The organism is Streptomyces termitum (genome assembly GCF_014650175.1).
Classification (GTDB): Bacteria; Actinomycetota; Actinomycetes; order Streptomycetales; family Streptomycetaceae; genus Streptomyces; species Streptomyces termitum.
Map to the genome: position 1 here is coordinate 141,496 of NZ_BMUL01000002.1, position 22,561 is coordinate 164,056.

Consider the following 22,561-nt stretch of genomic DNA (forward strand, 5'->3'; position numbering starts at 1 on the left):
GACCGCTTGTGTGGCCCGTCCATCGATCACCCGATCATTGAGCAAGGTCTGAGCTTGAATGCCCCGGATCCCGGTCGGGGGCGGGCGGCGCCGCCGGGTTCACCGAGGTCAGGAGGGTCGCGGCGAGCGCTCCGGCGCCGACGAGGACGGCGGCGAGGCGGCGGCGCAGCCGCTCCTCGGTGGGCTGCCGGGGGCGGGCCCGGTGGCGGGGCGCGGAGGCCGGCACGGGGGCGGCGGCGGTGGCGGGTCTAGGCACGGGCGGGCTCCCCGAAGTTCTCGGCGTGGACGCGGGCGGCCGGCACTCCGGCCCGCAGGAGGGAGGCGGTGGCGGCGCGGGCCATCGCGGGCGGGCCGCACAGGTAGACGTCGTGGGCGGCGAGGTCGGGCACCAGCGCCTTCAGGGAGCGCGCGGCGAGCGGGTCGTACGAGCCGTCGGAGGGGCCCAGCAGGTAGTGCAGGGCGGCCTGCCGCTCCCGGGCGATGGCCTCCAGCTCGGCGCGGAGCACCAGGCCGCCCTCCTCGGAGGCCCGGTAGAGCAGGGTCAGGTCGCCGGGGCCGCCCGGCAGCGTCTCGAAGAGGGCCCGCAGCGGGGTGATGCCGACGCCGCCGGCGAGCAGCAGCACCTTGCGGCGGGTGCGGCGGTGCGCGGTCAGGGCGCCGTACGGGCCGGAGGCGAGGACGCGGGTGCCGGGGCGGAGCCGGCGGACCCGGCGGGTGTGGTCGCCGATGGCCTTCACGGTGATCCGCAGGGTGTCGTCCCGGACCGGCGCGGAGAGCGAGAAGGGCAGGGCGGTGGCCCACAGGCCGCGGCGGAGGAAGCGCCAGCGGAAGAACTGGCCGGATTCGGCGCGCAGCCGGGCCACGCCCCGGCCCCGGATCAGGACGGAGACGACGCCGGGGGCCTCGTCGCGGACCTCCACGACCCGCAGGTCGTGCCGGAGCGCGGCCCGGACGGGGACGGCGAAGCGGTACCAGAGGAGGAGGACGGCGACGGTGGCGTGGGCCATCGACCAGAGCCAGCGAGTGAGGAGGCCGCCCGCGATGTCGGGCCCGGCGAGCTGGTGGACGAAGCCGAGGGCGGCGGCGAGCAGGGCGCCGAGGTGGACGGCGTGCCAGGTCTCGTGGCGGATGCGGCCCCGGACGGCGCGGGCGGAGGTGATGCCGACGGCGGTGAAGAGGACGGTGCCGGCGACGGCGGCGGCGAGCGCCCCGTAGCCGAGGAGGTCGCCGGTGGCGGTGACGAGGTCGGTGCGGCTGTGCACGGCGTAGCCGCAGAGGGCGAGGACGGTGTGGGCGGCGATCAGGCCGAGGGTGTAGCGGCCGCCCCGGGAGTGCCAGCGGGCCAGCCGGTCCGCGCCGACGCCGTGCTCGACGGCCGGGATCCGGGCCATCAGCAGGAGCAGGACGAGGACGCCGTATCCGGCGAGGAGGCCGGTGAGGTGGGCGGCGGTGGCGAAGAAGACGTCGAGGCGGGCGGAGGGGCGGGCCTGCACGCCCCACAGCAGGGCGACGGCTCCGGCCCCGGCGATGATGCCGTCCCCCAGGCGGCCGGGGGCGAGACGCGGCGCGGACGCGGGGCGCGCGGCGGAGGCGGACGCGGGCCGGGGGCGGCGGCCGGGTTCCCGGCCGGGGCGGGTCCGGGTCCCGGGGTGACCGGCCCGCCGGGCGGCGCGCAGTCCGGCGTCGTGCCCGGCCCGCCGCCCGGCCGCCCGGCCGCCCGGGGGCGGGGCGTCGTACACCGGAGTGCCCTGGACCGGGGTGTCGTGCACCGGTTCCTCCAGCGGCTCCCCCGCCGGGGATATGAGGGGCGGGACGGGTGCGGAGGGAACGTTCCGCGCGGCGGCGAGCGGAACGGAGACGGGGCTGTAGAGGGGATGGGGGCGAGCCTCGGTGGTCACCTTCGGCACCCTAGGACGGCCCGGCCGCGCGAGTCCCGGCCGCGGGCCCGCCACCACGATCCTTAAGGCGCGCTTGAGGCAAGCCTGATCACGCCTTAACCCCGAAGGCCCCGGGGCCCGCCCGCACGCCGCCACGGGCAGCCCGTCCGTCCGCGACCCGCCCCGCCCGCCCGCCTGTCCGTGCCCCGACCGCCCGCCGGACCCGACCGCCCGTCCGTCCCCACCCCGCTCCGGGCCGCGCCGGGCCGCCCCGGGCCGCCTCGGGCCGCCTCGGGCCGCTCCGGGCGGCTCCGGGCGGCTCCGGTGCCCCCTCACATCCCGTCCCCTCCCCGGCGGAGGTCAGCGTTCCCCGCGGGTAACAGGCGGGATGCCGCCGGGAAACACCCGCCCCGCACGCTTCCTGGCATGCGTACACGGATCGTGGTGGTCGGAGGCGGCACGGCGGGCCTCCGCCTCGCCCAGCGGCTGCCGGTCACCGTCCTCGGGGAGGAGGCGCGCGCCCCGTACAACAGGGTGCTGCTCGCCGATGTGCTCGCCGGGCGGTACGCCCCCGAGGTGATCGCCCTGCCCGCGCCGGACGGCCCGGTGCGGCGCGGGACCCGGGTGGTGCGGATCGACCGGGCGGCCCGGCGGGTGGAGTGCGCGGACGGTTCGTCCGTGGACTACGACCGGCTGGTCCTGGCCACCGGCGCCAATCCGGTGCTGCCGCCGCTGCGCGGTCTGCGCGGGCCGGAACTCCCGGCGGGCGTGCACGCCTTCCGCACCCTCGACGACTGCCTGGCGCTGCGGACGGCCGTCCGGCCCGGGACGCGGGCGGTCGTCGTCGGCGGCGGGCTGCTCGGGGTGTCGGCGGCGCGGGCGCTGGCCGCGCTGGGCGCGGAGGTCGTCCTCGCCCAGCAGGGCGAGGGCCTGATGGAGCGCCAGCTCGACCCGGCCGCCTCGGCGCTGCTGCGGGAGCACCTGGACGGGCTGGGCGTGGAGACGCACACCGAGTGCCGGGTGAGCGGGCTGCGGCGGCGGGACGGGGCGGTGTCGGCGGTCGAACTGGCCGACGGCTTCGTCCTGGAGGCGCGGGTCGTGGTCCTGGCGTGCGGGGTGCGGCCCCGGGTCGCGCTGGCCCGCGCGGCGGGGCTCGACGTGCGGACCGGGATCGTCGTCGACGACGAGCTGCGGACCTCGGACCCGTACGTCCACGCGATCGGGGACTGCGCCGAGCACGCCGGCCGGGTCTACGGCCTGGCGGGCCCGGCGCTGGAACAGGCCGACGTCCTCGCGGACGTGCTCTCCGGGACGGCCGGGGCCCGCTACACCGGCACCCGCGCCCTGACCCGGCTCACCCTCGGCGGGGCCCGGCCGCTGGACCTGGCCGCCTTCGGGGAGGCCGTCCCGCGACCGGGCGACGACGTGGTCCGGCTGACCGACGCGACCCGGGGCGCGTACCGCAAGGTCGTCGTCCGCGGCGACCGGCTCGTCGGGGGCGTCCTCCTCGGCGACCTGGCCGCGGTCGGCGCGCTCGCCCGTGCCTGGGAGGGCGACGAGGCCCTTCCCGAGGCCCCCCTGCTGCACCTGCTCACCCATGACGGAGGCTCCTGATGAACCCCACTCCCACCATCGTCCTGGTCGGCCACGGCATGGTCGGCCAGCGGTTCCTGGAGGCGCTCGCCGAGCGGGGCGTGACCGGGCGGGCCCGGATCGTGGTGCTCGGCGAGGAGCCCCGTCCGGCGTACGACCGCGTCCAGCTGACCTCGTACTTCTCCGGGCGGACCCCGGAGGAGCTGTCGGTGGTCGGGGACGGCTTCCTGGAGCGGCACGGCATCGAGCTGCGCACCGGGGACCCGGTCGTGGCGGTCGACCGGGCGGCGCGGACGGTGGTCACCGGGTCGGGCCGGACCGTCGCCTACGACCACCTGGTGCTGGCCACCGGCTCGTACCCCTTCGTGCCGCCGGTGCCCGGCCGGGACGCGGCCGGCTGCTTCGTCTACCGGACGATCGAGGACCTGCTCGCGATCGAGGAGTACGCGAAGGGGGCGACGACCGGCGCGGTGGTCGGCGGCGGGCTGCTCGGCCTGGAGGCGGCGGGCGCGCTGAAGGGCCTCGGTCTGGCGACGCACGTGGTGGAGTTCGCGCCCCGGCTGATGCCGGTGCAGGTGGACGAGGGCGGCGGCGCGGCGCTGCTGCGGACGATCGAGCGGATGGGGCTGACCGTGCACACCGGCACGGGCACCCAGGAGGTCGTGGCGGACGGCGGGGCGGTGACGGGCATGCGCCTGTCGGACGGCTCCGAACTCGCCGTGGACATGGTGGTGTTCTCGGCGGGCGTACGGCCCCGGGACCAGCTGGCGCGGGAGTGCGGGCTGGCGGTCGGGGAGCGCGGCGGCATCGCCGTCGACGCGCACTGCCGGACCTCCGACCCGGCGGTCTTCGCGATCGGCGAGTGCGCGCTCGCGGCCGACGGGCGGGTGTACGGCCTGGTGGCGCCGGGGTACGAGATGGCGCGGACGGTGGCGGCGGTGCTGGCCGGGGAGGCGGACGGCGGCTTCACCGGCGCGGACCTGTCGACCAAGCTGAAGCTGCTCGGGGTGGACGTGGCCTCCTTCGGCGACGCGCACGGCACCGCCGAGGGCTGCCTCGACGTCGTGTACGCCGACTCCCGGGCGGGCGTGTACAAGAAGCTGGTGGTGGACGCCGAGGGCCGGCTGCTCGGCGGGGTGCTGGTCGGCGACGCCGAGGCGTACGGGCTGCTGCGCCCGATGACCGGCTCCAGGCCGCCGGTCCCGCCGGAGCGGCTGGTGCTGCCGGCGGGGGCGGGCGCGCCGGCGGCGCTCGGCCCGGCCGCGCTGCCGGACGACGCCGTCGTCTGCTCCTGCCACAACGTGACCAAGCACGCGATCGGGCAGTGCTCCACGCTGGCCGAGGTGAAGCGGTGCACCAAGGCGGGCACCGGCTGCGGCGGCTGCGTGAAGGTGATCGAGCAGCTGCTGCCGAGCCCCGCCGAGCAGGGGCTCTGCGGCTGCTTCCCGTACACCCGCAGCGAGTTGTACGAGATCGCCCGCACCCTGCGGACGACGTCCTTCGCGGCGCTGCTCGACTCGCACGGCCGGGAGGCGGCGAAGGGCGGCGAGGGCTGCGAGGTGTGCAAGCCGGCGGTGGGCTCGATCCTGGCCTCGCTGGGCAACGGCTACATCCTGGACGGCGAACAGGCGGCGCTCCAGGACACCAACGACCACCACCTCGCCAACCTCCAGCGCAACGGCTCCTATTCGGTGGTGCCTCGTGTCCCCGGCGGCGAGATCACTCCGGAGAAGCTGATCGTGATCGGCGAGGTGGCCCGCGACTTCGGGCTCTACACGAAGATCACCGGCGGTCAGCGGATCGACCTCTTCGGCGCCCGGGTGGACCAGCTCCCCTCGATCTGGACCCGGCTGGTCGACGCCGGCTTCGAGTCCGGGCACGCCTACGGCAAGGCGCTGCGCACGGTGAAGTCCTGCGTGGGGCAGACCTGGTGCCGGTACGGGGTGCAGGACTCGGTGCGGATGGCGATCCGGCTGGAGCTGCGCTACCGGGGGCTGCGCGCCCCGCACAAGCTGAAGTCGGCGGTCTCCGGCTGCGCCCGCGAGTGCGCCGAGGCCCGCTCGAAGGACTTCGGCGTGATCGCGACGGCGGGCGGCTGGAACCTGTACGTGGGCGGGAACGGCGGCGCCTCCCCGCGCCACGCGGACCTGCTCGCCCAGGACCTGTCGGACGCCGAACTGGTGCGGCTGATCGACCGGTTCCTGATGTTCTACATCCGGACGGCGGAGCGCCTTGAGCGGACGTCGGTGTGGCTGGAGCGCCTGGAGGGCGGGCTCGACCACCTGAGGGAGGTGGTCGTGGACGACTCGCTCGGCCTGGCGGCGGAGCTGGAGTCGCTGATGGCGGCGCACGTCGCCGGCTACCGGGACGAGTGGGCCGAGACCCTGGACGACCCGGAGCGGCTGCGGCGCTTCGTCTCCTTCGTGAACGCCCCGGAGACCCCGGACCCGACCGTCCGCTTCGTGCCGGAGCGCGACCAGATCAAGCCCGACCTGGCCTTTCTCACCCTGGAAGGGGTCACTTCCCGATGACGGTACTGGAACTCTCCACGGCGCCCGGCTCCTGGACGGCGGTCTGCGAGGAGGCCCGGCTGACCCCGGGCCGGGGGCTGGCGGCGCTGCTGCCGGACGGACGGCAGGCGGCGGTCTTCCGGGACCGGGCGGGGCGGGCGTACGCGATCGACAACCGCGACCCGTTCACGGGCGCGCAGGTGCTGTCCCGGGGGCTGGTCGGCTCGGCGGGCGGGCGGCCCTTCGTGGCCTCGCCGCTGCTGAAGCAGCGCTTCGACCTGGCGACGGGGCGGTGCCTGGACGACGAGGCGGTGGTGGTGGCGGTGTACGAGATCCGCGCCAGGTGACGCGCGGGCGGCGGCGGATCCCGTACCGCGCCCGGCGGTCAGCCCTGCTCGACGGCGGCGGGGTCCATCCAGAAGACCTCCCAGTGGTGGCCGTCCGGGTCGGCGAAGGAGCGGCCGTACATGAAGCCCATCTCCAGCGGCTCCTTCGCCGGGGAACCGCCCGCCGCGAGGGCGCGGTCGGCCAGCTCGTCGGCCTTCTCGCGGCTCTCCGCGCTGAGCGAGAACAGCGCCTGGGTGGTGGCGCGGGCGTCGGCGAGGGTCTTGCCGGGGGCGGTGAACTGCTGGAACTTCTCCTCGGTGAGGAGCATGAGGAAGATGGTGTCGCTGATCACCACACAGGCGGTGGAGTCGTCGCTGAACTGCGGGTTGATCGTGTACCCGAGCTTCTCGTAGAAGGCGCGGCTGACGCCGAGGTCCTTCACCGGCAGGTTCACGAAGATCATCTGCGGGGCCATGGCGGTCTCCTCCGTCGGGCGGCGCGGCCGGGCGGTCCGTCGCGCGGCGCGCTGTGCGGTGCTGTCGAGAGGTAGGACGGGCCGGGCGGGCGGAACTCATCGGTCCCGGCACGGAAATCTTCCGGGCGGGGCTCCGCGCGGGGCCGCATGGCGGGAGGGCCGGCCCCGGACCGCCGCGCACCGGACGTGCGGGACCCGCTCTCAGACCGCCGCGCGCAGGGTGAGGGCCGCCAGCGGGACGAAGCCGCCGGTGCCGCCGGTGGCCGCCTCCCGCTCCGCGCCGGGGCCGCCGAGCCGCCGGAGCATGGAGAGCGCGATCCGCTCCCCCATGGCCTTGGCGCGGTCGGCGCGCGGCCCCCGGTGGCGGCCGTCGACGGTGGCGTGCCAGAGCTGGACCCAGCGGCCGAAGTGGGCGGGGGTGAGCGGGCGGGCCGCGTGCAGGGCGGCGTGCGGGGCGAGGGCGTCCCGCCCGTAGGGGGCGGTGCGGAAGAGGGCCCGCTCCCAGAAGTCGCCGATGTGCGGCAGGTGGACCTCCAGGTCGGTGCCGGCGATCTCGGTGAAGAAGGGGCCGATGAGCGGGTCTGCGAAGGCGGCGCCGTAGAAGCGGCGCAGCAGCACGTCGAGGTCGTCGCGGCCGCCGATGTCGGTGAGGTCCCGGGTTTCGCGCATACGCCCAGTGTGCGCCGGAGCGGGCGGCCCGCCCCAGTGCCGAAGGTCCCGTCCCGTCCCGGCCCCGCACCCGTCACCGATTGTTGATGCTCAGTCAACTCTGCGCTCCTAGTCTGACTCCCCGCGCGGCCCCGCCGCCGTCCTCGCGGCGGGCGGTCACCACACCCCTGGAGATGAAGACGTGGAGCGACGCAGTTTCCTGCGCGGAGCGGTCATCGGCACGTCGGCGGCGGCCTTCGGAGGCACCCTGATGCCGGGGGCCGCCCACGCGGCCCCCGCCCAGCCCGGCACCGGCCCCTACGGGGCGCTCGGCCCGGCGGACGCGAACGGCATCCTGCTGCCGGCCGGGTTCACCAGCCGGATCGTCGCCCGCTCGGGACAGACCGTCCCCGGCACCTCGTACACCTGGCACAACGCCCCTGACGGCGGGGCCTGTTTCGCCGAGGATGGGGGTACCTCCCGTTCGAGCGAAGCCGAGAGCGGGGGAGGCTGGATCTACGTCTCGAACTCGGAGGTCAACCCGAGCGGCGGGGCGAGCGCGGTGAGGTTCTCCGCGACCGGCGCGGTCACCGGCGCGTACCGCGTGCTGTCCGGCACCCGGCAGAACTGCGCGGGCGGCCGGACCCCGTGGAACACCTGGCTCTCCTGCGAGGAGGTCAGCCTCGGCTACGTCTACGAGACCGACCCGTACGGCGTGAAGGCGGCCGTCCGCCGCGACGCCCTGGGCCGCTTCAAGCACGAGGCCGCCGCCGCCGACCCGGTCCGCAGGGCGGTCTACCTCACCGAGGACGAGACCGACGGCTGCTTCTACCGCTTCCTGCCCACCACCTGGGGCGACCTGTCCTCCGGCACCCTCCAGGTCCTCAAGGCGGGCACCGCCGCCTCCGGCTCCTTCACCTGGCAGAACGTGCCGGACCCGGACGGCTCCCCCGCCACCACCCGCTCCCAGGTCTCCGGCGCGAAGCGGTTCAACGGCGGCGAGGGCTGCCACTACGCCGACGACAAGGTCTGGTTCACCACCAAGGGCGACAACCGGGTCTGGCGGCTGAACCTCACCGCGAACACCTACGAGCTGGCCTACGACGACTCGCTGGTGCCCGGCGGCGCCGCCCCGCTCACCGGCGTGGACAACGTCACCGGCGCCTCCTCCGGCGACCTGTACGTCGCCGAGGACGGCGGCAACATGGAGATCTGCCTGATCACGCCCGCCGACACCGTGGCGCCCTTCCTGCGGATCACCGGCCAGTCCGGCTCCGAGATCACCGGACCGGCCTTCTCCCCCGACGGCACGCGGCTGTACTTCTCCAGCCAGCGCGGCACCTCGGGCAGCTCCTCGGGCGGCATCACCTACGAGGTGACCGGCCCGTTCCGCGCGTAGCAGCGCTCCTGGGCGCCCCCTCCGCCGAGGAGGGCGGCGCCCAGCGGCGTCAGGGTGTGCAGGACGGCGCCGCCGTGCCGCAGGGTCGCGATCAGCCCGGCCTCGCGCAGCACGCCCGCGTGCTGGCTGGCCGAGGCCGCCGACACCCCGGTCCGGCGGGCCAGCTCGCTGGTCGTCCCGCCGTCCCCGATCGCCTGGAGCACCTCCGCGCGGGTCTGCCCGACCAGCTTGGCCAGCGAGGAGGCGCCCGGCGGCCGGACCGTCGGCGCCTCGCCGTGGGTCACCGGGTAGACGAGCACCGGCGGCAGCGCCGGGTCGCGCAGCATCACCGGCGTCCCCCGGCAGAAGTACGAGGGCTGGAGCAGCAGCCCCCGCCCGTCCAGGTGCACGTCCCGGTCGACCGGGTAGGCGGCCTCCAGGACCGGCGCGCGCCAGCTCAGCATCGGCGGCAGCGAGCCGAGCAGCTCCTCGGCCCCGCCGTCCAGGAGGGCCCGGCCCCGGCGGGCCCGGTCGGCCTCCACCCGGGCCCTGATGTGCGGCCAGTACGGCTCCACCGCCGCCCGGTGGTAGCCGCGCAGCGCGCCGAGGAGCCGGTCGAAGGGCTCGCTCCCGCCGTCGGCGAGGGCCCGCAGCGAGTGCGGCACGGTCCGGCCGCCGGTCCGGTCGGCGGCGAGCAGGGAGAGCTCCGAGCGGAGCCGGCCGGCCGGGGTCGCCCGGAGCGCCTGGAGGCCGTCGTCGAGGCCCTGCAGGCCCTCCGCCGGGGTCAGGAAGTCGGGGAAATAGCCCCGGCTGGGGACGAGCGCGGCGAGCAGCCGGGCCTCCCCGCCGAGCCGCGCGCGCGTTTCCGTGCGCCATCCGCCGAAGACCACCGGCCCGCGCCGGTCCCTTAAACGGTGAAAGCTGAGAATCGTTTCCCAGAGGACGTCAGGACGGGCGGCGATCCGCACCCCCGCCAGATCGTCCGCGGTGAAATGAATACGAAGCATGAAGTCCCCACCTGTGCAACCGCAACCACCCCACGATCGAGTATGCACACCATCACTGCACGTTACCAGGGGGTTTCAGCCACAGTTGAAAAGCATCGCGGCGAACACCCGCCAACGGAAATGCTGTGCGGGTCGGGCAGGAAACCTTCAGGACCGATGGTGACGCCGCGAAGACCGTGGGGGGCTTTGCGCGTCCGGCGGCGGTCGGCGAGGTTGCGGCTCACCTGCCCGGCACAGTGAAAAGGGCACGGCCCCCGGGTGGGGATCCGGGGGCCGTACCCGAAAGGACCGGAAACGCAAATGTTCAATTGCCAATAATTCACATCGACAGTAATCGTGCGTGAACTCGTGCCGCACCCCGCCGGGTCCGGCGTCCCGTCCCGGCCGGTCCGGCGGCCCGCCCCGCCGGATCCGGCGGGCGAACGACGGGACGGACACCCCCGCACAGGGTGTCCGTCCCGTCTCTCTCGGATCCGGTGCCGCCGCCCGCCGGTGAGGGTGGGAGGGGATGGCCGGCGGCGGCTCCGGGGGTTCTCGGGGCCCGCGGGCCCCCTCGGCTCAGCGGCTGTCGCTGCCCTGCGACCCGGCCGCCGCGCGGCCCGCCTCCAGGCGCGCCACCGGGATCCGGAAGGGCGAGCAGGAGACGTAGTCGAGGCCGACCTCGTGGAAGAAGTGCACCGACTCCGGGTCGCCGCCGTGCTCGCCGCAGACGCCGAGCTTGATGTCGGGGCGGGTGGCCCGGCCGGCCTGGACCGCGCTGCGGACCAGGGCGCCGACGCCGTCCTTGTCGATGGTCTCGAAGGGGCTGACGCCGAAGATGCCCTTCTCCAGGTAGGCGGTGAAGAAGCTGGCCTCCACGTCGTCGCGGGAGAAGCCCCAGACCGTCTGGGTGAGGTCGTTGGTGCCGAAGGAGAAGAACTCGGCGGCCTCGGCGATCTGGCCGGCCGTGACGGCGGCGCGGGGCAGCTCGATCATGGTGCCGAGCGCGAGCTTCAGCTCGACGCCGGTGGCGGCCTGGACCTCGGCGATGACGCGCTCGGCGTCCTCGCGGACGATCTCCAGCTCCTGGACGGTGCCGACGAGCGGGATCATGATCTCGACGCGCGGGTCGCCCTTGGCGTCGATCCGCTGGGCGGCGGCCTCGGCGATGGCGCGGACCTGCATGGTGAACAGACCGGGGATGACCAGGCCGAGGCGGACGCCGCGCAGACCCAGCATCGGGTTCTGCTCGTGCAGCCGGTGCACGGCCTGGAGGAGGCGCAGGTCGTTCTCGTGCGGCTCCTTGCGGGACTCGGCGAGGGCGACCCGGACCGACAGCTCGGTGATGTCGGGCAGGAACTCGTGGAGCGGCGGGTCGAGCAGGCGGACGGTGACCGGGAGGCCGTCCATCGCCTCGAAGAGCTCGACGAAGTCGGTCTGCTGGAGCGGCAGGAGGGTGGTGAGGGCCTCCTCGCGCTCCTCCTCGGTGTCCGCGAGGATGAGCCGCTCGACGTGCTGGCGGCGCTCGCCGAGGAACATGTGCTCGGTGCGGCACAGGCCGATGCCCTGGGCGCCGAAGCGGCGGGCGCGCAGCGCGTCCTCGGCGTTGTCGGCGTTGGCGCGGACCCGCAGGCGGCGGACGCGGTCGGCGTAGGCCATGATCCGGTGGACGGCCTGGACCAGCTCGTCGGCGTCGTCGGCGCCGGCGTGCATGCGGCCCTCGAAGTACTCGACGACCGGGGACGGCACGACGGGTACCTCGCCGAGGTAGACCTTGCCGGTGGAGCCGTCGATGGAGACGACGTCGCCCTCCTCGATGACCGCGCCGGAGGCGGTGGTCATGCGGCGGCGCTTGGTGTCGACCTCCAGCTCCTCGGCGCCGCAGACACAGGTCTTGCCCATGCCGCGGGCGACGACGGCGGCGTGCGAGGTCTTGCCGCCGCGCGAGGTGAGGATGCCCTCGGCGGCGATCATGCCGTCCAGGTCGTCGGGGTTGGTCTCGCGGCGGATCAGGATGACCTTCTCGCCGGAGCGGGACCACTTGACGGCGGTGTACGAGTCGAAGACGGCCTTGCCGACGGCGGCGCCCGGGGAGGCGGCGATGCCGCGCCCGATCTGCTCGACCTTGGCCTCGTCGTCGAACTTGGGGAACATCAGCTGGGCGAGCTGGGCGCCGGTGACGCGCTGGAGCGCCTCGGCCTCGTCGATGAGGCCCTGGTCCACGAGCTGGGTGGCGATGCGGAAGGCGGCACCGGCGGTGCGCTTGCCGACGCGGGTCTGGAGCATCCAGAGCTGGCCGCGCTCGATGGTGAACTCGATGTCGCAGAGATCCTTGTAGTGGGTCTCCAGCGTCTCCATGATCTGCATGAGCTGGTCGTACGACGCCTTGTCGATCGACTCCAGGTCGGCCAGCGGCACCGTGTTGCGGATGCCGGCGACGACGTCCTCGCCCTGCGCGTTCTGGAGGTAGTCGCCGTAGACGCCCTGGTGGCCGGAGGCGGGGTCGCGGGTGAAGGCGACGCCGGTGCCGGAGTCCGGGCCGAGGTTGCCGAAGACCATGGAGCAGACGTTGACGGCGGTGCCGAGGTCGTGCGGGATGCGCTCCTGGCGGCGGTACAGCTTGGCGCGGTCGCCGTTCCAGGAGTCGAAGACGGCCTTGATGGCCAGGTCCATCTGCTCGCGCGGGTCCTGCGGGAAGTCGCGGCCGGTGTCGGCCTTCACGATCCCCTTGAACCGCTGGACGAGCTCCTTGAGGTCGGCGGCGTCCAGGTCGGTGTCGCTGGCGGCCTTCTTGGCGGCCTTGGCCTCGTCGAGGGCGTCCTCGAAGTGCTCGCCGTCGACGCCGAGCACGGTCTTGCCGAACATCTGGATGAGGCGGCGGTACGAGTCCCAGGCGAAGCGCTCGTTGCCGGCCTGCTTGGCGAGGCCCTCGACGGAGAGGTCGGAGAGGCCGATGTTGAGGACGGTGTCCATCATGCCCGGCATGGAGAACTTGGCACCGGAGCGGACGGAGACCAGCAGCGGGTCGTCGGCCTGGCCGAGCTTCTTGCCCATCGTCGCCTCAAGGGCGTCGAGGTGGGCGGAGACCTCGTCGCGCAGGGCGACCGGCTCCGCACCGCTGTCGAGGTAGACCTTGCACGCCTCGGTGGTGATCGTGAAGCCCGGAGGGACCGGCAGGCCGAGATTGGTCATCTCGGCGAGGTTGGCCCCCTTGCCACCGAGCAGGTCTTTCAGGTCCCTGTTGCCCTCGGTGAAGTCGTACACGAACTTCTGATCATTGTTTTCCGACACGGGTCCCGACTCCTCGACGACTCGGTTGGCTGCCCTGACGGCGAGGAACATACCCAGATCGAAGGCTTCTGGGGAGGTACGCCTACCGGTCACGTGGGCTTAACCACCCGTCCGCCCCCACTTCGAAAGTTACCGAGGCGAAGCTTCCGTTTTCACGGCCCGAAGGCCGCTTGACCCAATCCAGGGACTATCCGCTCAGATGAGCACCCCTTCGCCACATTTGCGTTCAACTCTTGAACGCAAAAAGGGTGGCACCCCGTGCCACCCTTCAAGCGGTACACCCTCCCATAACCTGCTCATCTGAGCACCACCCCCCTCAGGGGTGGCGAGGATCACTCCTCCGGAGGGCCCGACATCTCAGCCTCCGGACGTGTCCAGTTCGGCGTCCTCGCTCACCCCGGCGCAGTCGTAGGGGTCCTTCAGCCACCCGTCCGGCAGGACAACCCGGTTGTTTCCGGACGTACGGCCCCGGGGACCGTCCGCACCCTCCGGCCACGGCTGGTCCAGGTCCAGCTCGCTCAACTGAGCGCGCAGCGCCTCCAGGGACGAGGTGACCGCCAGCCGCTTGCGCATCTCCGAGCCGACCGAGAACCCCTTCAGGTACCAGGCCACGTGCTTGCGGAAGTCGACGACACCGCGCCGCTCGTCGCCCAGCCACTCCCCCAGCAGCGTCGCGTGCCGCACCATCACGTCGGCGACCTCCCGCAGCCCCGGCGTCCGGTACCCCCCGGTCCCCTCCAGACCCGCCACCAGATCCGCGAAGAGCCACGGCCGGCCCAGGCAGCCGCGCCCCACGACCACGCCGTCGCAGCCGGTCTCGCGCATCATCCGCGCCGCGTCGTCCGCCGACCAGATGTCGCCGTTGCCGAGCACCGGGATCTCCGGCACGTGCTCCTTGAGCCGCGCGATGGCGTCCCAGTCGGCCGTGCCGCCGTAGTGCTGCGCCGCCGTCCGCCCGTGCAGGGCGATCGCCGTCACGCCCTCCTCGACCGCGATCCGCCCGGCGTCGAGGTAGGTGATGTGGTCGTCGTCGATGCCCTTGCGCATCTTCATGGTGACCGGCAGGTCGCCCGCGTTGGCCACCGCCTCGTGCAGGATCGCCCGCAGCAGCGGCCGCTTGTACGGCAGCGCGGAGCCGCCGCCCTTCCGGGTCACCTTGGGGACCGGGCAGCCGAAGTTCAGGTCGACGTGGTCCGCGAGGTCCTCGTCGACGATCATCCGCACCGCCTTGCCGACGGTGACCGGGTCCACCCCGTACAGCTGGATCGACCGGGGCGTCTCGCTCGCGTCGAACCGGATGAGCTGCATCGTCTTCTCGTTGCGCTCGACCAGCGCCCGCGTCGTGATCATCTCGCTCACGAAGAGGCCCTTGCCGCCGCTGAACTCGCGGCAGAGGGTCCGGAAGGGGGCGTTGGTGATGCCGGCCATGGGCGCGAGCACCACCGGGGGCCGCACCGTGTGCGGGCCGATGGAGAGGGGGGAGAACGCGGTCATGGCCCCATTGTCCCGCACCCGCGGGAATCGTTAGGCAGCCGTACGATCGGCCCATGCCCGAGCTCACCCGGAGGCGCCGGCTCACCGTCCTCGCCGTCTGCTGCATGAGCCTGCTCATCGTCAGCCTCGACAACACCGCCCTGAACGTCGCGCTGCCCTCCATGCGCCGCGAGTTCGACGCCACCGTCTCCGGGATGCAGTGGACGATCGACGCCTACACCCTGGTCCTCGCCTCGCTGCTGATGCTCGCCGGCTCCACCGCCGACCGGATCGGCCGCCGCAGGGTCTTCACCACCGGTCTGGTCGTCTTCGCCCTCGGCTCGCTGCTCTGCTCGCTGGCGCCCAGCCTGGAGGCGCTGGTCGCCTTCCGCGCGGTGCAGGCCGTCGGCGGCTCGATGCTCAACCCGGTCGCCATGTCCATCATCACCAACACCTTCACAAAACCCGCCGCACGCGCGCGTGCCATCGGCGTCTGGGGCGCCGTCGTCGGCGTCTCCCTCGCCGCCGGGCCGCTGGTGGGCGGGGCGCTCGTGGAGTCGGTCGGCTGGCGGGCGATCTTCTGGGTCAACCTGCCGGTGGCCCTGGCCGCCCTCCTCCTCACCCTGCGGTACGTCCCCGAGTCCCGCGCGCCCCGGCCCCGCCGCCCCGACCCGGTCGGGCAGGTCCTGGTGGCGCTGCTGCTGGGCTCGCTCACGTACGCGATCATCGAGACGGACCCGCTCTTCGCCGGGATCGCCGTCCTCGCCCTCGCCGGACTGCTGCGCTACGAGCCCCGCCGCCGCGAACCCCTGATCGACCTGCGGTTCTTCCGCAGCGCGCCCTTCTCAGGGGCCACCGTGATCGCGGTCTCGGCCTTCGCCGCGCTCGGCGGCTTCCTCTTCCTGAACACCCTCTACCTCCAGGACGTGCGCGGTCTGGACGCCCTGCGCGCCGGCCTCTTCATGCTCCCGATGGCCGGCATGACCTTCGTCTGCGCGCCCCTGTCGGGCCGGCTGACGGGATCGCGCGGCCCCCGGCTGCCGCTGCTGCTCGCCGGGACGGCGATGGCGGCGGGCGCCCTCCTCTTCGCCGCCTTCGAGGCGGAGACCGACGACGTCCTCCTCCTCACCGGGTACGTCGTCTTCGGCATCGGCTTCGGCCTGGTGAACGCGCCGATCACCGACACGGCCGTCTCCGGGATGCCCCGCGCCCAGGCCGGGGTGGCGGCGGCGGTCGCCTCGACCAGCCGGCAGATCGGGCAGACGCTCGGCGTCGCGGTGATCGGGACGGTCCTCGCGGCGGGCGCGGGCCCGGACCCGGCCGCGGCGGACTTCACGGCGGCGGCCCGGCCCGGCTACTGGGTGGTGACCGGCTGCGGCCTCGTGGTCCTGCTGGTCGGGGCGCTGACCACGGGCGGCTGGGCCCGGGGCACGGCGCGGCGGACGGCCCGCCGGCTGGAGATCGAGGAGGCCCCGGCCTGATCCGGGGCGTGGCACGCGGTGCCGCCGCCCGCCCGGCCCCTTCACTGCTCGACGGCACGGGGCGGTGGACGGAGAGGGGCCCGGACCGCGTGGCGGTCCGGGCCCCTCGGGGTGCGGGGTGCTATTCGGCGGCGTCCTGGGTGCGCTCGCGCATCTTCCGCAGCAGCTCCTGCTTGTGCTCCTCGGCGGAGCGGCGGTCGGCGGCGCCTTCGGGTCCTGCGCCGTTCCGTTCGGCGCGGGACAGCTTGCGGCGCTGCCCGCCGACGCCGAGAAGGTTGTTACGGCTCTTGGCCACGGGGTTCTCCCCTTCGGTGAGGTGTGCGGTGGTCGTCGTCCGGCCGGGGCCGCGACGCTCTCACTCGTAGATCGGGAGGTGAGCGAACATACCCCGCACGGTAGCGGGCCGACCGGACGGCCCGCACCCGGTTTTCCCCGCCGCCGCGCGCCCCACCGCGTACCTGCCGCGCCCCCCACCACGCACCTCACCGCGCCACGGAATGACAAATATTGAAATCTGTCATCGGTCATGTCATTCTTGAGGAGCATCCTTCCCGTACCCCTCCCCCAGGAGTCCCTCATGCTCCCCACCCGCTCCCTCGGCACCACCGGCCCCGCCGTCTCCGCCCTCGGCCTCGGCTGCATGGGCATGTCCGCGCTCTACGGCGAGGCCGACCGGACCGAGTCGATCGCCACCCTCCACGCCGCCCTGGACGCCGGCGTCACCCTGCTCGACACCGGCGACTTCTACGGCATGGGCCACAACGAGCTGCTGATCAACGAGGCCCTGCGCACCGCCCCCGCCGCCCTGCGCGAGCGGGCCCTCGTCAGCGTGAAGTTCGGCGCGCTGCGGACCGTCGAGGGCGGCTTCACCGGCTACGACGGCCGCCCGGCGGCGGTGAAGAACTTCGCCGCGTACTCCCTCCAGCGCCTGGGCACCGGCCACATCGACGTCTACCGGATCGCCCGCGTCGACCCCGACGTGCCGATCGAGGAGACCGTCGGCGCCATCGCCGAGCTGGTCGAGGCCGGGCACGTCCGGCACATCGGCCTCTCCGAGGTCGGCGCGGACACCCTGCGCCGGGCCGCCGCCGTCGCCCCGATCACCGACCTCCAGATCGAGTACTCGCTGGTCTCCCGGGGCATCGAGGAGAAGATCCTGCCGACCGCCCGCGAGCTGGGCATCGGCGTCACCGCGTACGGCGTCCTCTCCCGCGGCCTGATCAGCGGCCACTTCACCCGGGACCGCGAGCTGGCCGCCGGTGACTTCCGCGGCATGAGCCCCCGCTTCCAGGGCGCCAACCTGGAGCGGAACCTCGACCTGGTGGACCGGCTGCGGGCGGTCGCGGAGGCCAAGGGCGTCTCGGTCGCGCAGACCGCCATCGCCTGGGTCCTCTCCCGGGGCGAGGACATCGTGCCGCTGGTCGGCGCCCGCACCCGGACCCGGCTCACCGAGGCCCTCGGCGCCCTGGACGTCGTGCTCGACGCCGCCGACCTGGCCGCGATCGAGGAGGCCGTCCCGGCCGGAGCGGTGGCCGGCGACCGCTACCCCGCCGCGCAGATGGCCCACCTGGACAGCGAGCACTGACGGGTACTGTCCTTCCATGGCCGCCACCGAAACCCTCACCGCCGAGCGCATCCTCGAAGCCACCGAGGAGGTGCTGCGGCGGTACGGCCCCGCGAAGGCGACGGTCGTGGACGTGGCCCGCGCCCTCGGGGTGAGCCACGGCAGCGTCTACCGCCACTTCCGCACCAAGGCGGCCCTGCGCGAGGCGGTCACGGAGCGGTGGCTGGAGCGGAACGTGACGGAGCTGCGCCCGTACGCCGAGGGCCCCGGCCCCGCCGCCGAGCGACTGACCGGCTGGCTGGAGCACCTCTTCGCGCTCAAGCGGCAGAAGGCGGGCGGCGATCCGGAGCTGATGGCCACCTTCCAGGTCCTCATCGGCGAGAACAGCGCGGTGGTCGACCGGCACGTGGAGCACCTGGTGGCGCAGATCGCCGCCGTCCTCGCGGACGGCGTCCGGGACGGCGTCTTCGCCGCCGGGGACCACGGGGTCACCGCGACCGCGCGGGCGGTCTTCGACGCCACGGACCGCTTCCACGACCCGGCGCACGCGGCCGACTGGGCCGCCCCCGGCATCGAGGACGACTTCCGCGCCGTCGTCTCCCTCGTGACGCGCGGCCTGCGGGCCTGAACCCCCGCGCCCGCCGGGCGCTTTGGTGATCATTTGGCCCGGACTTTTCCCTTCCCTGTCCGGAAACCTCCCCCGGTCTGGCTAGCGTGCCGTACCGCACATCCGCACGCTTCCAGGGGGAACCATGTCCGCAACCGACCGGCAGGCCGGACCGCCGGCCCGCTCGGGGAAGGCCGCCGCGCTCGGCTGGATCCTGACCATCGGCCTCAACGTGGTGGCGCCGATCGTCACCTACGACGTCCTGACCGGGGACCGGGGCTGGTCCGAGTTCGCCGCGCTGCTGGCCGGCAGCGCCTGGCCGGTGCTCGACAGCGCGATCATGATGGCGTGGCGGCGCAAGGTCGACGAGTTCGCCGTCGTCACCCTGGTCTTCCTGGTGATCACCGCGCTGGTCTCGCTGATCGGCGCGCACACCGCCCGCGCGCTGCTGGTCAAGGACTCCGGCGTGACCGGCCTGTTCGGGCTGCTCTGCCTGGCCACCCTGCTCGCCTCGCGCCCGCTGATGTTCTACTTCGGCCGGAAGTTCGCCACGGACGGCACCCCGGAGTCCACGGCCTGGTGGAACGGCATGTGGCAGTACGAGGGCTTCCGCTCCACCATGCGCACGATGACGCTGGTGTGGGGCGTGGCGTACCTGGCGGAGGCGCTGACGCGGATCGCGCTGGCGTACGTCCTGCCGACCGACACCATGGTGGTGGTCAGCCCGGTGATGATCTACGGGGTGCTGGGGGCGCTCGGCGTCTGGACGGCCTGGTTCGGCAGGCGGCGGGCGGCCGAGGGCCGGCGCCGGGCCGCCGAGGCGGAGGCGGAGGCGGCGGCCGCGGCCTGAGCCCCGTACCCGTACCCGTACACAGAAAAAGGGGAGAGCCCCCGGTCCGAGTGCGTCTCGGACCGGGGGCTCTCCCGTGGGCGGTGCGGCGGTTCAGCAGCCGATGAGGCGGGTGGCCAGGTAGCCCTGGATCTGGTCCAGGGAGACCCGCTCCTGCTTCATGGTGTCGCGCTCGCGCACGGTCACCGCGTTGTCGTCGAGGGTGTCGAAGTCGACGGTGATGCAGTACGGGGTGCCGATCTCGTCCTGACGGCGGTAGCGGCGGCCGATGGCGCCGGCGTCGTCGAAGTCGATGTTCCAGTTCTGCCGCAGGTCGGCCGCGAGGCCCTTGGCCTTCGGGGAGAGCTGCGGGTTGCGGGAGAGCGGCAGGACCGCGGCCTTGACCGGGGCCAGGCGGTGGTCGAGGCGCAGCACGACGCGCTTCTCCATGACGCCCTTGGCGTTGGGGGCCTCGTCCTCGGTGTAGGCGTCGAGGAGGAAGGCGAGCATGGTGCGGCCGACACCGGCGGCGGGCTCGATGACGTACGGCGTGTAGCGCTCGCCGGACTCCTGGTCCAGGTACGTCAGGTTGGCGCCGGACGCCTGGGAGTGGGCGTTCAGGTCGTAGTCGGTGCGGTTGGCGACGCCCTCCAGCTCGCCCCACTCGCTGCCGCCGAAGGAGAAGCGGTACTCGATGTCGGCGGTGCGCTTCGAGTAGTGGGAGAGCTTCTCCTGCGGGTGCTCGAACCAGCGCATGTTCTCCTCGCGCAGGCCGAGGTTGGTGTACCAGTTCCAGCGCTGCTGCATCCAGTACTCCTGCCACTCCTCGTCCTCGCCCGGCTTGACGAAGAACTCCATCTCCATCTGCTCGAACTCGCGGGTCCGGAAGATGAAGTTGCCCGGAGTGATCTCGTTCCGGAAGGACTTGCCCATCTGCGCGATGCCGAACGGGGGCTTCTTGCGCGCGGTGGTCTGCACCTGGGAGAAGTTGGTGAAGATGCCCTGGGCGGTCTCGGGGCGCAGGTAGGCGACGGAGCCGCTGTCCTGGGTCGGGCCGAGGTGGGTGGCGAGCAGGCCGGAGAAGTTCTTGGGCTCGGTGAAGGTGCCCTTGTTGCCGCAGTTGGGGCAGTTGAGGTCGGCGAGGCCGTTCTCGGGGAGGCGGCCGTGCTTCTCCTCGTACGCCTCCTCCAGGTGGTCGGCGCGGAAGCGCTTGTGGCAGGAGGTGCACTCGGTCAGCGGGTCGGTGAAGGTGGCGACGTGACCGGACGCCTCCCAGACCTCGGTCGCCAGGATGACCGACGAGTCGATGCCGACGACGTCCTCGCGCGAGGTGACCATGTAACGCCACCACTGGCGCTTGATGTTCTCCTTGAGCTCGACGCCCAGGTGCCCGTAGTCCCAGGCGGCGCGCTGGCCGCCGTAGATCTCGCTACAGGGGAAAACGAAGCCACGGCGCTTGCTCAGGCTGACGATGGTGTCGATCTTGTCGGCGGCCACGGTGCTCTCTTCATTACGACGACGGAAAGGACGGGAACTGCGGCGCGAAGCGCCTCTGTGGGGGGTGGTGGTCAGGAGACGGGTGGGCGAATGCCTCAGGTTACCGGCGCCCCTGGGGCCGGTATCAAATCGGTATCCCCACCGGCCCGGGGTGGCCCGGACCACACCTCCGGCCACCCGAAGGCAATTGACAACCGTTTCCAGTTTTGTTGAAAATGAGTGTCATGAACGCACGCCGTCCGATAGCCGTGACCCTCACCGCCGGAGCCGTCTCCCTCGGTCTCCTCACCCTCTCCGCCTGCGGCACGAGCCCATCGGACGCGGCCGAGGGGAAGGGCGGCCGGCTGGACGTCGTCGCGTCGTTCTACCCCATGCAGTACCTCGCCGAGGAGATAGGCGGCGGCCACGTGGCCGTCCGCACCCTGACCGCCCCCGGCGTCGAACCCCACGACCTGGAGCTCAAGCCCCGGCAGATCGGCGAGCTCGGCGAGGCCGACGTCCTCCTCTACCTCAAGGGCCTCCAGCCCGCCGTCGACGACGCCGTCGCCCAGGCCGGCGTGCGGCACACCGTCGACGCCGCGACCCTCACCAGCCTCGACTCCCCCGCCGCCGAGGAGCACGACCACGCCGCCGAGGGCGGGGAGCACGCGGACGAGCACGCCGAGGAGCCCGCGGGCGACTCCCACGACGGCCACGACCACGGCACCTCCGAGGGCCTCGACCCGCACGTCTGGCTCGACCCGGTGAAGTACGCCGAGATCGCCCGGGGCGTCGGCGCCGCCCTCGGCAAGGCCGACCCGGCGCACGCCGCCGACTACGACAAGAACACCGCCGCCCTGGTGAAGAAGCTCGGCGACCTGGACACCGCCTTCGCGACCGGCCTGAAGAACACCGCGACCCGCACCTTCATCACCACCCACTCCGCCTTCGGCCACCTCGCCCAGCGCTACCACCTGGAGCAGGAGGGCATCACCGGCGTCGACCCCGAGTCCGAGCCGAGCCCCGCCCGCGTCAAGCAGCTCCAGGACATCGCGAAGGCCGACAAGGTCACCACCGTCTTCTTCGAGACCCTCGCCAGCGACAAGACCGCGAAGACCCTCGCCCGCGACACCGGTCTGAAGACCGACGTGCTCGACCCGCTGGAGGGCATCACCGACCAGTCGAAGGGCTCCGACTACCTCGCCGTCATGCGGGCCAACCTGGCCGCCCTGCAGAAGGCCCTCGGCGCCAAGTGACCACCGCACCCCAGGAGGCCGTCGTGAACGGCGAACCCGTCATCTCCGTCCGGGGCGCCACCGCCGCCCTCGGCGCCCGCCCCGTCCTGCGCGGCGTCGATCTGACCGTCCACCGGGGCGAGGTCGTCGCCCTGCTCGGCGCCAACGGCTCCGGCAAGTCCACCGCCGTCCGCTCGCTCATCGGCCAGGTGCCGCTGACCGGCGGCACCGTCGAACTCTTCGGCACCGAGCGGAAGCGGTTCCGCGACTGGGCCCGCGTCGGCTACGTGCCGCAGCGCACCACCGCCGCCTCCGGGGTCCCCGCCACCGTCCGCGAGGTCGTCGCCTCCGGCCGGCTCTCCCGCCGCCGGTTCGGCTGGACGACCGGGGCCGACCGGGCCGCCGTCGACCGGGCCATCGCCCTCGTCGGCCTCGCCGACCGGGCCGGGGACGCCGTCTCCGCCCTCTCCGGCGGCCAGCACCAGCGGGTCCTCATCGCCCGCGCGCTCGCCTCCGAACCCGAACTCCTCATCATGGACGAGCCGATGGCCGGCGTGGACCTCGCCAGCCAGGAGATCCTCGCCGCGACCCTGCGCGAACAGGTCGCCGCCGGCACCTCCGTCCTCCTCGTCCTGCACGAACTCGGCCCGCTGGAGCCGCTGATCGACCGCGCGATCGTCCTGCGCGACGGCTGCGTCGTCCACGACGGCCCGCCGCCCGAGGCCGTCGGCCAGCACTCGCTGCCCGGCCACGACCACGTCCATCCGCACGCGGCCGGCGAGCCGCTCCGTACGGGACTGCTGAGCTGACC

The 22,561-nt window shown here is 73.5% G+C and carries 19 protein-coding genes; 10 read left to right on the forward strand and 9 right to left on the reverse strand.

Going from position 1 to position 22,561, the window contains the following annotated elements; all coding sequences use genetic code 11:
* Window positions 1-34 precede the first annotated feature (34 nt).
* On the reverse strand, window positions 35-256 hold the full coding sequence (locus IE219_RS04025; RefSeq protein WP_189975110.1) for a hypothetical protein: 222 nt from the start codon (window positions 254-256) through the stop codon (window positions 35-37).
* Window positions 249-1,898 carry a ferredoxin reductase family protein gene (locus tag IE219_RS04030; RefSeq protein ID WP_229849578.1) on the reverse strand — a complete coding sequence of 550 codons (1,650 nt, stop codon included), beginning with the start codon at window positions 1,896-1,898 and terminating at the stop codon, window positions 249-251. Before IE219_RS04030 ends, IE219_RS04025 begins: the two co-directional genes overlap by 8 nt.
* Before the next feature lie 405 nt (window positions 1,899-2,303).
* Between IE219_RS04030 and IE219_RS04035 the strand changes: the two genes are divergently transcribed.
* From IE219_RS04035 to nirD, 3 genes are read left to right on the forward strand one after another with little or no spacing between them, the layout of a single operon-like run.
* A complete protein-coding gene (locus tag IE219_RS04035; protein WP_189975111.1) occupies window positions 2,304-3,491 on the forward strand; it encodes an NAD(P)/FAD-dependent oxidoreductase in 1,188 nt (395 codons plus the stop codon).
* Complete coding sequence (gene nirB / locus IE219_RS04040) at window positions 3,491-6,001, forward strand: nitrite reductase large subunit NirB (RefSeq protein WP_189975112.1); 2,511 nt, start codon at window positions 3,491-3,493, stop codon at window positions 5,999-6,001. Before IE219_RS04035 ends, nirB begins: the two co-directional genes overlap by 1 nt.
* Entirely contained in the window at window positions 5,998-6,327 is a 330-nt protein-coding gene (gene nirD / locus IE219_RS04045; protein ID WP_189975113.1) for a nitrite reductase small subunit NirD, read from the forward strand. The genes nirB and nirD overlap by 4 nt, the downstream gene beginning before the upstream one ends.
* 38 nt (window positions 6,328-6,365) lie before the next feature.
* Here the strand turns inward: nirD and IE219_RS04050 are convergent, their stop codons facing one another.
* Entirely contained in the window at window positions 6,366-6,782 is a 417-nt protein-coding gene (locus IE219_RS04050) for a VOC family protein (RefSeq protein ID WP_189975114.1), read from the reverse strand.
* A gap of 201 nt (window positions 6,783-6,983) precedes the next feature.
* Window positions 6,984-7,451 (reverse strand): group III truncated hemoglobin, encoded by a 468-nt coding sequence (locus IE219_RS04055; RefSeq protein ID WP_189975115.1) that lies wholly within the window; start codon window positions 7,449-7,451, stop codon window positions 6,984-6,986.
* A 181-nt stretch (window positions 7,452-7,632) separates the two neighbouring features.
* Between IE219_RS04055 and IE219_RS04060 the strand changes: the two genes are divergently transcribed.
* Window positions 7,633-8,829 (forward strand): PhoX family protein, encoded by a 1,197-nt coding sequence (locus IE219_RS04060; RefSeq protein ID WP_189975116.1) that lies wholly within the window; start codon window positions 7,633-7,635, stop codon window positions 8,827-8,829.
* On the opposite strand, the gene IE219_RS04065 is transcribed toward IE219_RS04060, so the two are convergent.
* The 3 genes from IE219_RS04065 to dusB form a co-directional block, all read right to left on the reverse strand.
* Window positions 8,799-9,815, reverse strand: a complete 1,017-nt coding sequence (locus tag IE219_RS04065; protein WP_189975117.1) for an ArsR/SmtB family transcription factor — start codon at window positions 9,813-9,815, stop codon at window positions 8,799-8,801. The two genes, IE219_RS04060 and IE219_RS04065, sit on opposite strands and share 31 nt — an antisense overlap.
* Window positions 9,816-10,373: 558 nt before the next feature.
* Window positions 10,374-13,085, reverse strand: coding sequence for a pyruvate, phosphate dikinase (gene ppdK, locus IE219_RS04070; RefSeq protein ID WP_189975118.1), 2,712 nt, complete (start codon window positions 13,083-13,085; stop codon window positions 10,374-10,376).
* A 357-nt stretch (window positions 13,086-13,442) separates the two neighbouring features.
* The gene (gene dusB / locus IE219_RS04075) at window positions 13,443-14,579 is read right to left on the reverse strand and encodes a tRNA dihydrouridine synthase DusB (RefSeq protein ID WP_189975119.1); all 1,137 of its coding nucleotides are present in this window, start codon (window positions 14,577-14,579) and stop codon (window positions 13,443-13,445) included.
* A gap of 53 nt (window positions 14,580-14,632) precedes the next feature.
* On the opposite strand from dusB, the gene IE219_RS04080 reads away from it, so the two are divergent.
* A complete protein-coding gene (locus IE219_RS04080; RefSeq protein ID WP_189975120.1) occupies window positions 14,633-16,039 on the forward strand; it encodes an MFS transporter in 1,407 nt (468 codons plus the stop codon).
* Between the two features lie 121 nt (window positions 16,040-16,160).
* On the opposite strand, the gene IE219_RS04085 is transcribed toward IE219_RS04080, so the two are convergent.
* Complete coding sequence (locus IE219_RS04085) at window positions 16,161-16,334, reverse strand: DUF6243 family protein (protein WP_189975121.1); 174 nt, start codon at window positions 16,332-16,334, stop codon at window positions 16,161-16,163.
* Window positions 16,335-16,616: 282 nt separating this feature from the next.
* Between IE219_RS04085 and IE219_RS04090 the strand changes: the two genes are divergently transcribed.
* The 3 genes from IE219_RS04090 (at window position 16,617) to IE219_RS04100 (ending at window position 19,060) form a co-directional block, all read left to right on the forward strand.
* A complete protein-coding gene (locus IE219_RS04090) occupies window positions 16,617-17,624 on the forward strand; it encodes an aldo/keto reductase (protein ID WP_189975122.1) in 1,008 nt (335 codons plus the stop codon).
* A gap of 16 nt (window positions 17,625-17,640) precedes the next feature.
* On the forward strand, window positions 17,641-18,231 hold the full coding sequence (locus IE219_RS04095; RefSeq protein ID WP_189975123.1) for a TetR/AcrR family transcriptional regulator: 591 nt from the start codon (window positions 17,641-17,643) through the stop codon (window positions 18,229-18,231).
* 124 nt (window positions 18,232-18,355) lie between these two features.
* Window positions 18,356-19,060, forward strand: a complete 705-nt coding sequence (locus tag IE219_RS04100; RefSeq protein WP_189975124.1) for a VC0807 family protein — start codon at window positions 18,356-18,358, stop codon at window positions 19,058-19,060.
* 93 nt (window positions 19,061-19,153) lie between these two features.
* On the opposite strand, the gene IE219_RS04105 is transcribed toward IE219_RS04100, so the two are convergent.
* Window positions 19,154-20,536, reverse strand: a complete 1,383-nt coding sequence (locus IE219_RS04105) for a glycine--tRNA ligase (protein ID WP_189975125.1) — start codon at window positions 20,534-20,536, stop codon at window positions 19,154-19,156.
* A 224-nt stretch (window positions 20,537-20,760) separates the two neighbouring features.
* On the opposite strand from IE219_RS04105, the gene IE219_RS04110 reads away from it, so the two are divergent.
* Together IE219_RS04110 and IE219_RS04115 are read left to right on the forward strand one after the other, a co-directional pair.
* The gene (locus IE219_RS04110) at window positions 20,761-21,771 is read left to right on the forward strand and encodes a metal ABC transporter solute-binding protein, Zn/Mn family (RefSeq protein WP_189975126.1); all 1,011 of its coding nucleotides are present in this window, start codon (window positions 20,761-20,763) and stop codon (window positions 21,769-21,771) included.
* Window positions 21,768-22,559, forward strand: a complete 792-nt coding sequence (locus IE219_RS04115) for a metal ABC transporter ATP-binding protein (RefSeq protein WP_189975127.1) — start codon at window positions 21,768-21,770, stop codon at window positions 22,557-22,559. Before IE219_RS04110 ends, IE219_RS04115 begins: the two co-directional genes overlap by 4 nt.
* Window positions 22,560-22,561: the final 2 nt, after the last annotated feature.

Excerpts from the sequence above, each read along its gene's own strand:
- IE219_RS04035 (WP_189975111.1), top strand. The coding sequence starts at position 2,304 with ATGCGTACACGGATCGTGGTGGTCGGAGGCGGCACGGCGGGCCTCCGC.
- nirB (WP_189975112.1), top strand. The coding sequence starts at position 3,491 with ATGAACCCCACTCCCACCATCGTCCTGGTCGGCCACGGCATGGTCGGC.
- nirD (WP_189975113.1), top strand. The coding sequence starts at position 5,998 with ATGACGGTACTGGAACTCTCCACGGCGCCCGGCTCCTGGACGGCGGTC.
- IE219_RS04050 (WP_189975114.1), bottom strand. The coding sequence starts at position 6,782 with ATGGCCCCGCAGATGATCTTCGTGAACCTGCCGGTGAAGGACCTCGGC.
- IE219_RS04055 (WP_189975115.1), bottom strand. The coding sequence starts at position 7,451 with ATGCGCGAAACCCGGGACCTCACCGACATCGGCGGCCGCGACGACCTC.
- IE219_RS04065 (WP_189975117.1), bottom strand. The coding sequence starts at position 9,815 with ATGCTTCGTATTCATTTCACCGCGGACGATCTGGCGGGGGTGCGGATC.
- dusB (WP_189975119.1), bottom strand. The coding sequence starts at position 14,579 with ATGACCGCGTTCTCCCCCCTCTCCATCGGCCCGCACACGGTGCGGCCC.
- IE219_RS04080 (WP_189975120.1), top strand. The coding sequence starts at position 14,633 with ATGCCCGAGCTCACCCGGAGGCGCCGGCTCACCGTCCTCGCCGTCTGC.
- IE219_RS04090 (WP_189975122.1), top strand. The coding sequence starts at position 16,617 with ATGCTCCCCACCCGCTCCCTCGGCACCACCGGCCCCGCCGTCTCCGCC.
- IE219_RS04095 (WP_189975123.1), top strand. The coding sequence starts at position 17,641 with ATGGCCGCCACCGAAACCCTCACCGCCGAGCGCATCCTCGAAGCCACC.
- IE219_RS04100 (WP_189975124.1), top strand. The coding sequence starts at position 18,356 with ATGTCCGCAACCGACCGGCAGGCCGGACCGCCGGCCCGCTCGGGGAAG.
- IE219_RS04110 (WP_189975126.1), top strand. The coding sequence starts at position 20,761 with ATGAACGCACGCCGTCCGATAGCCGTGACCCTCACCGCCGGAGCCGTC.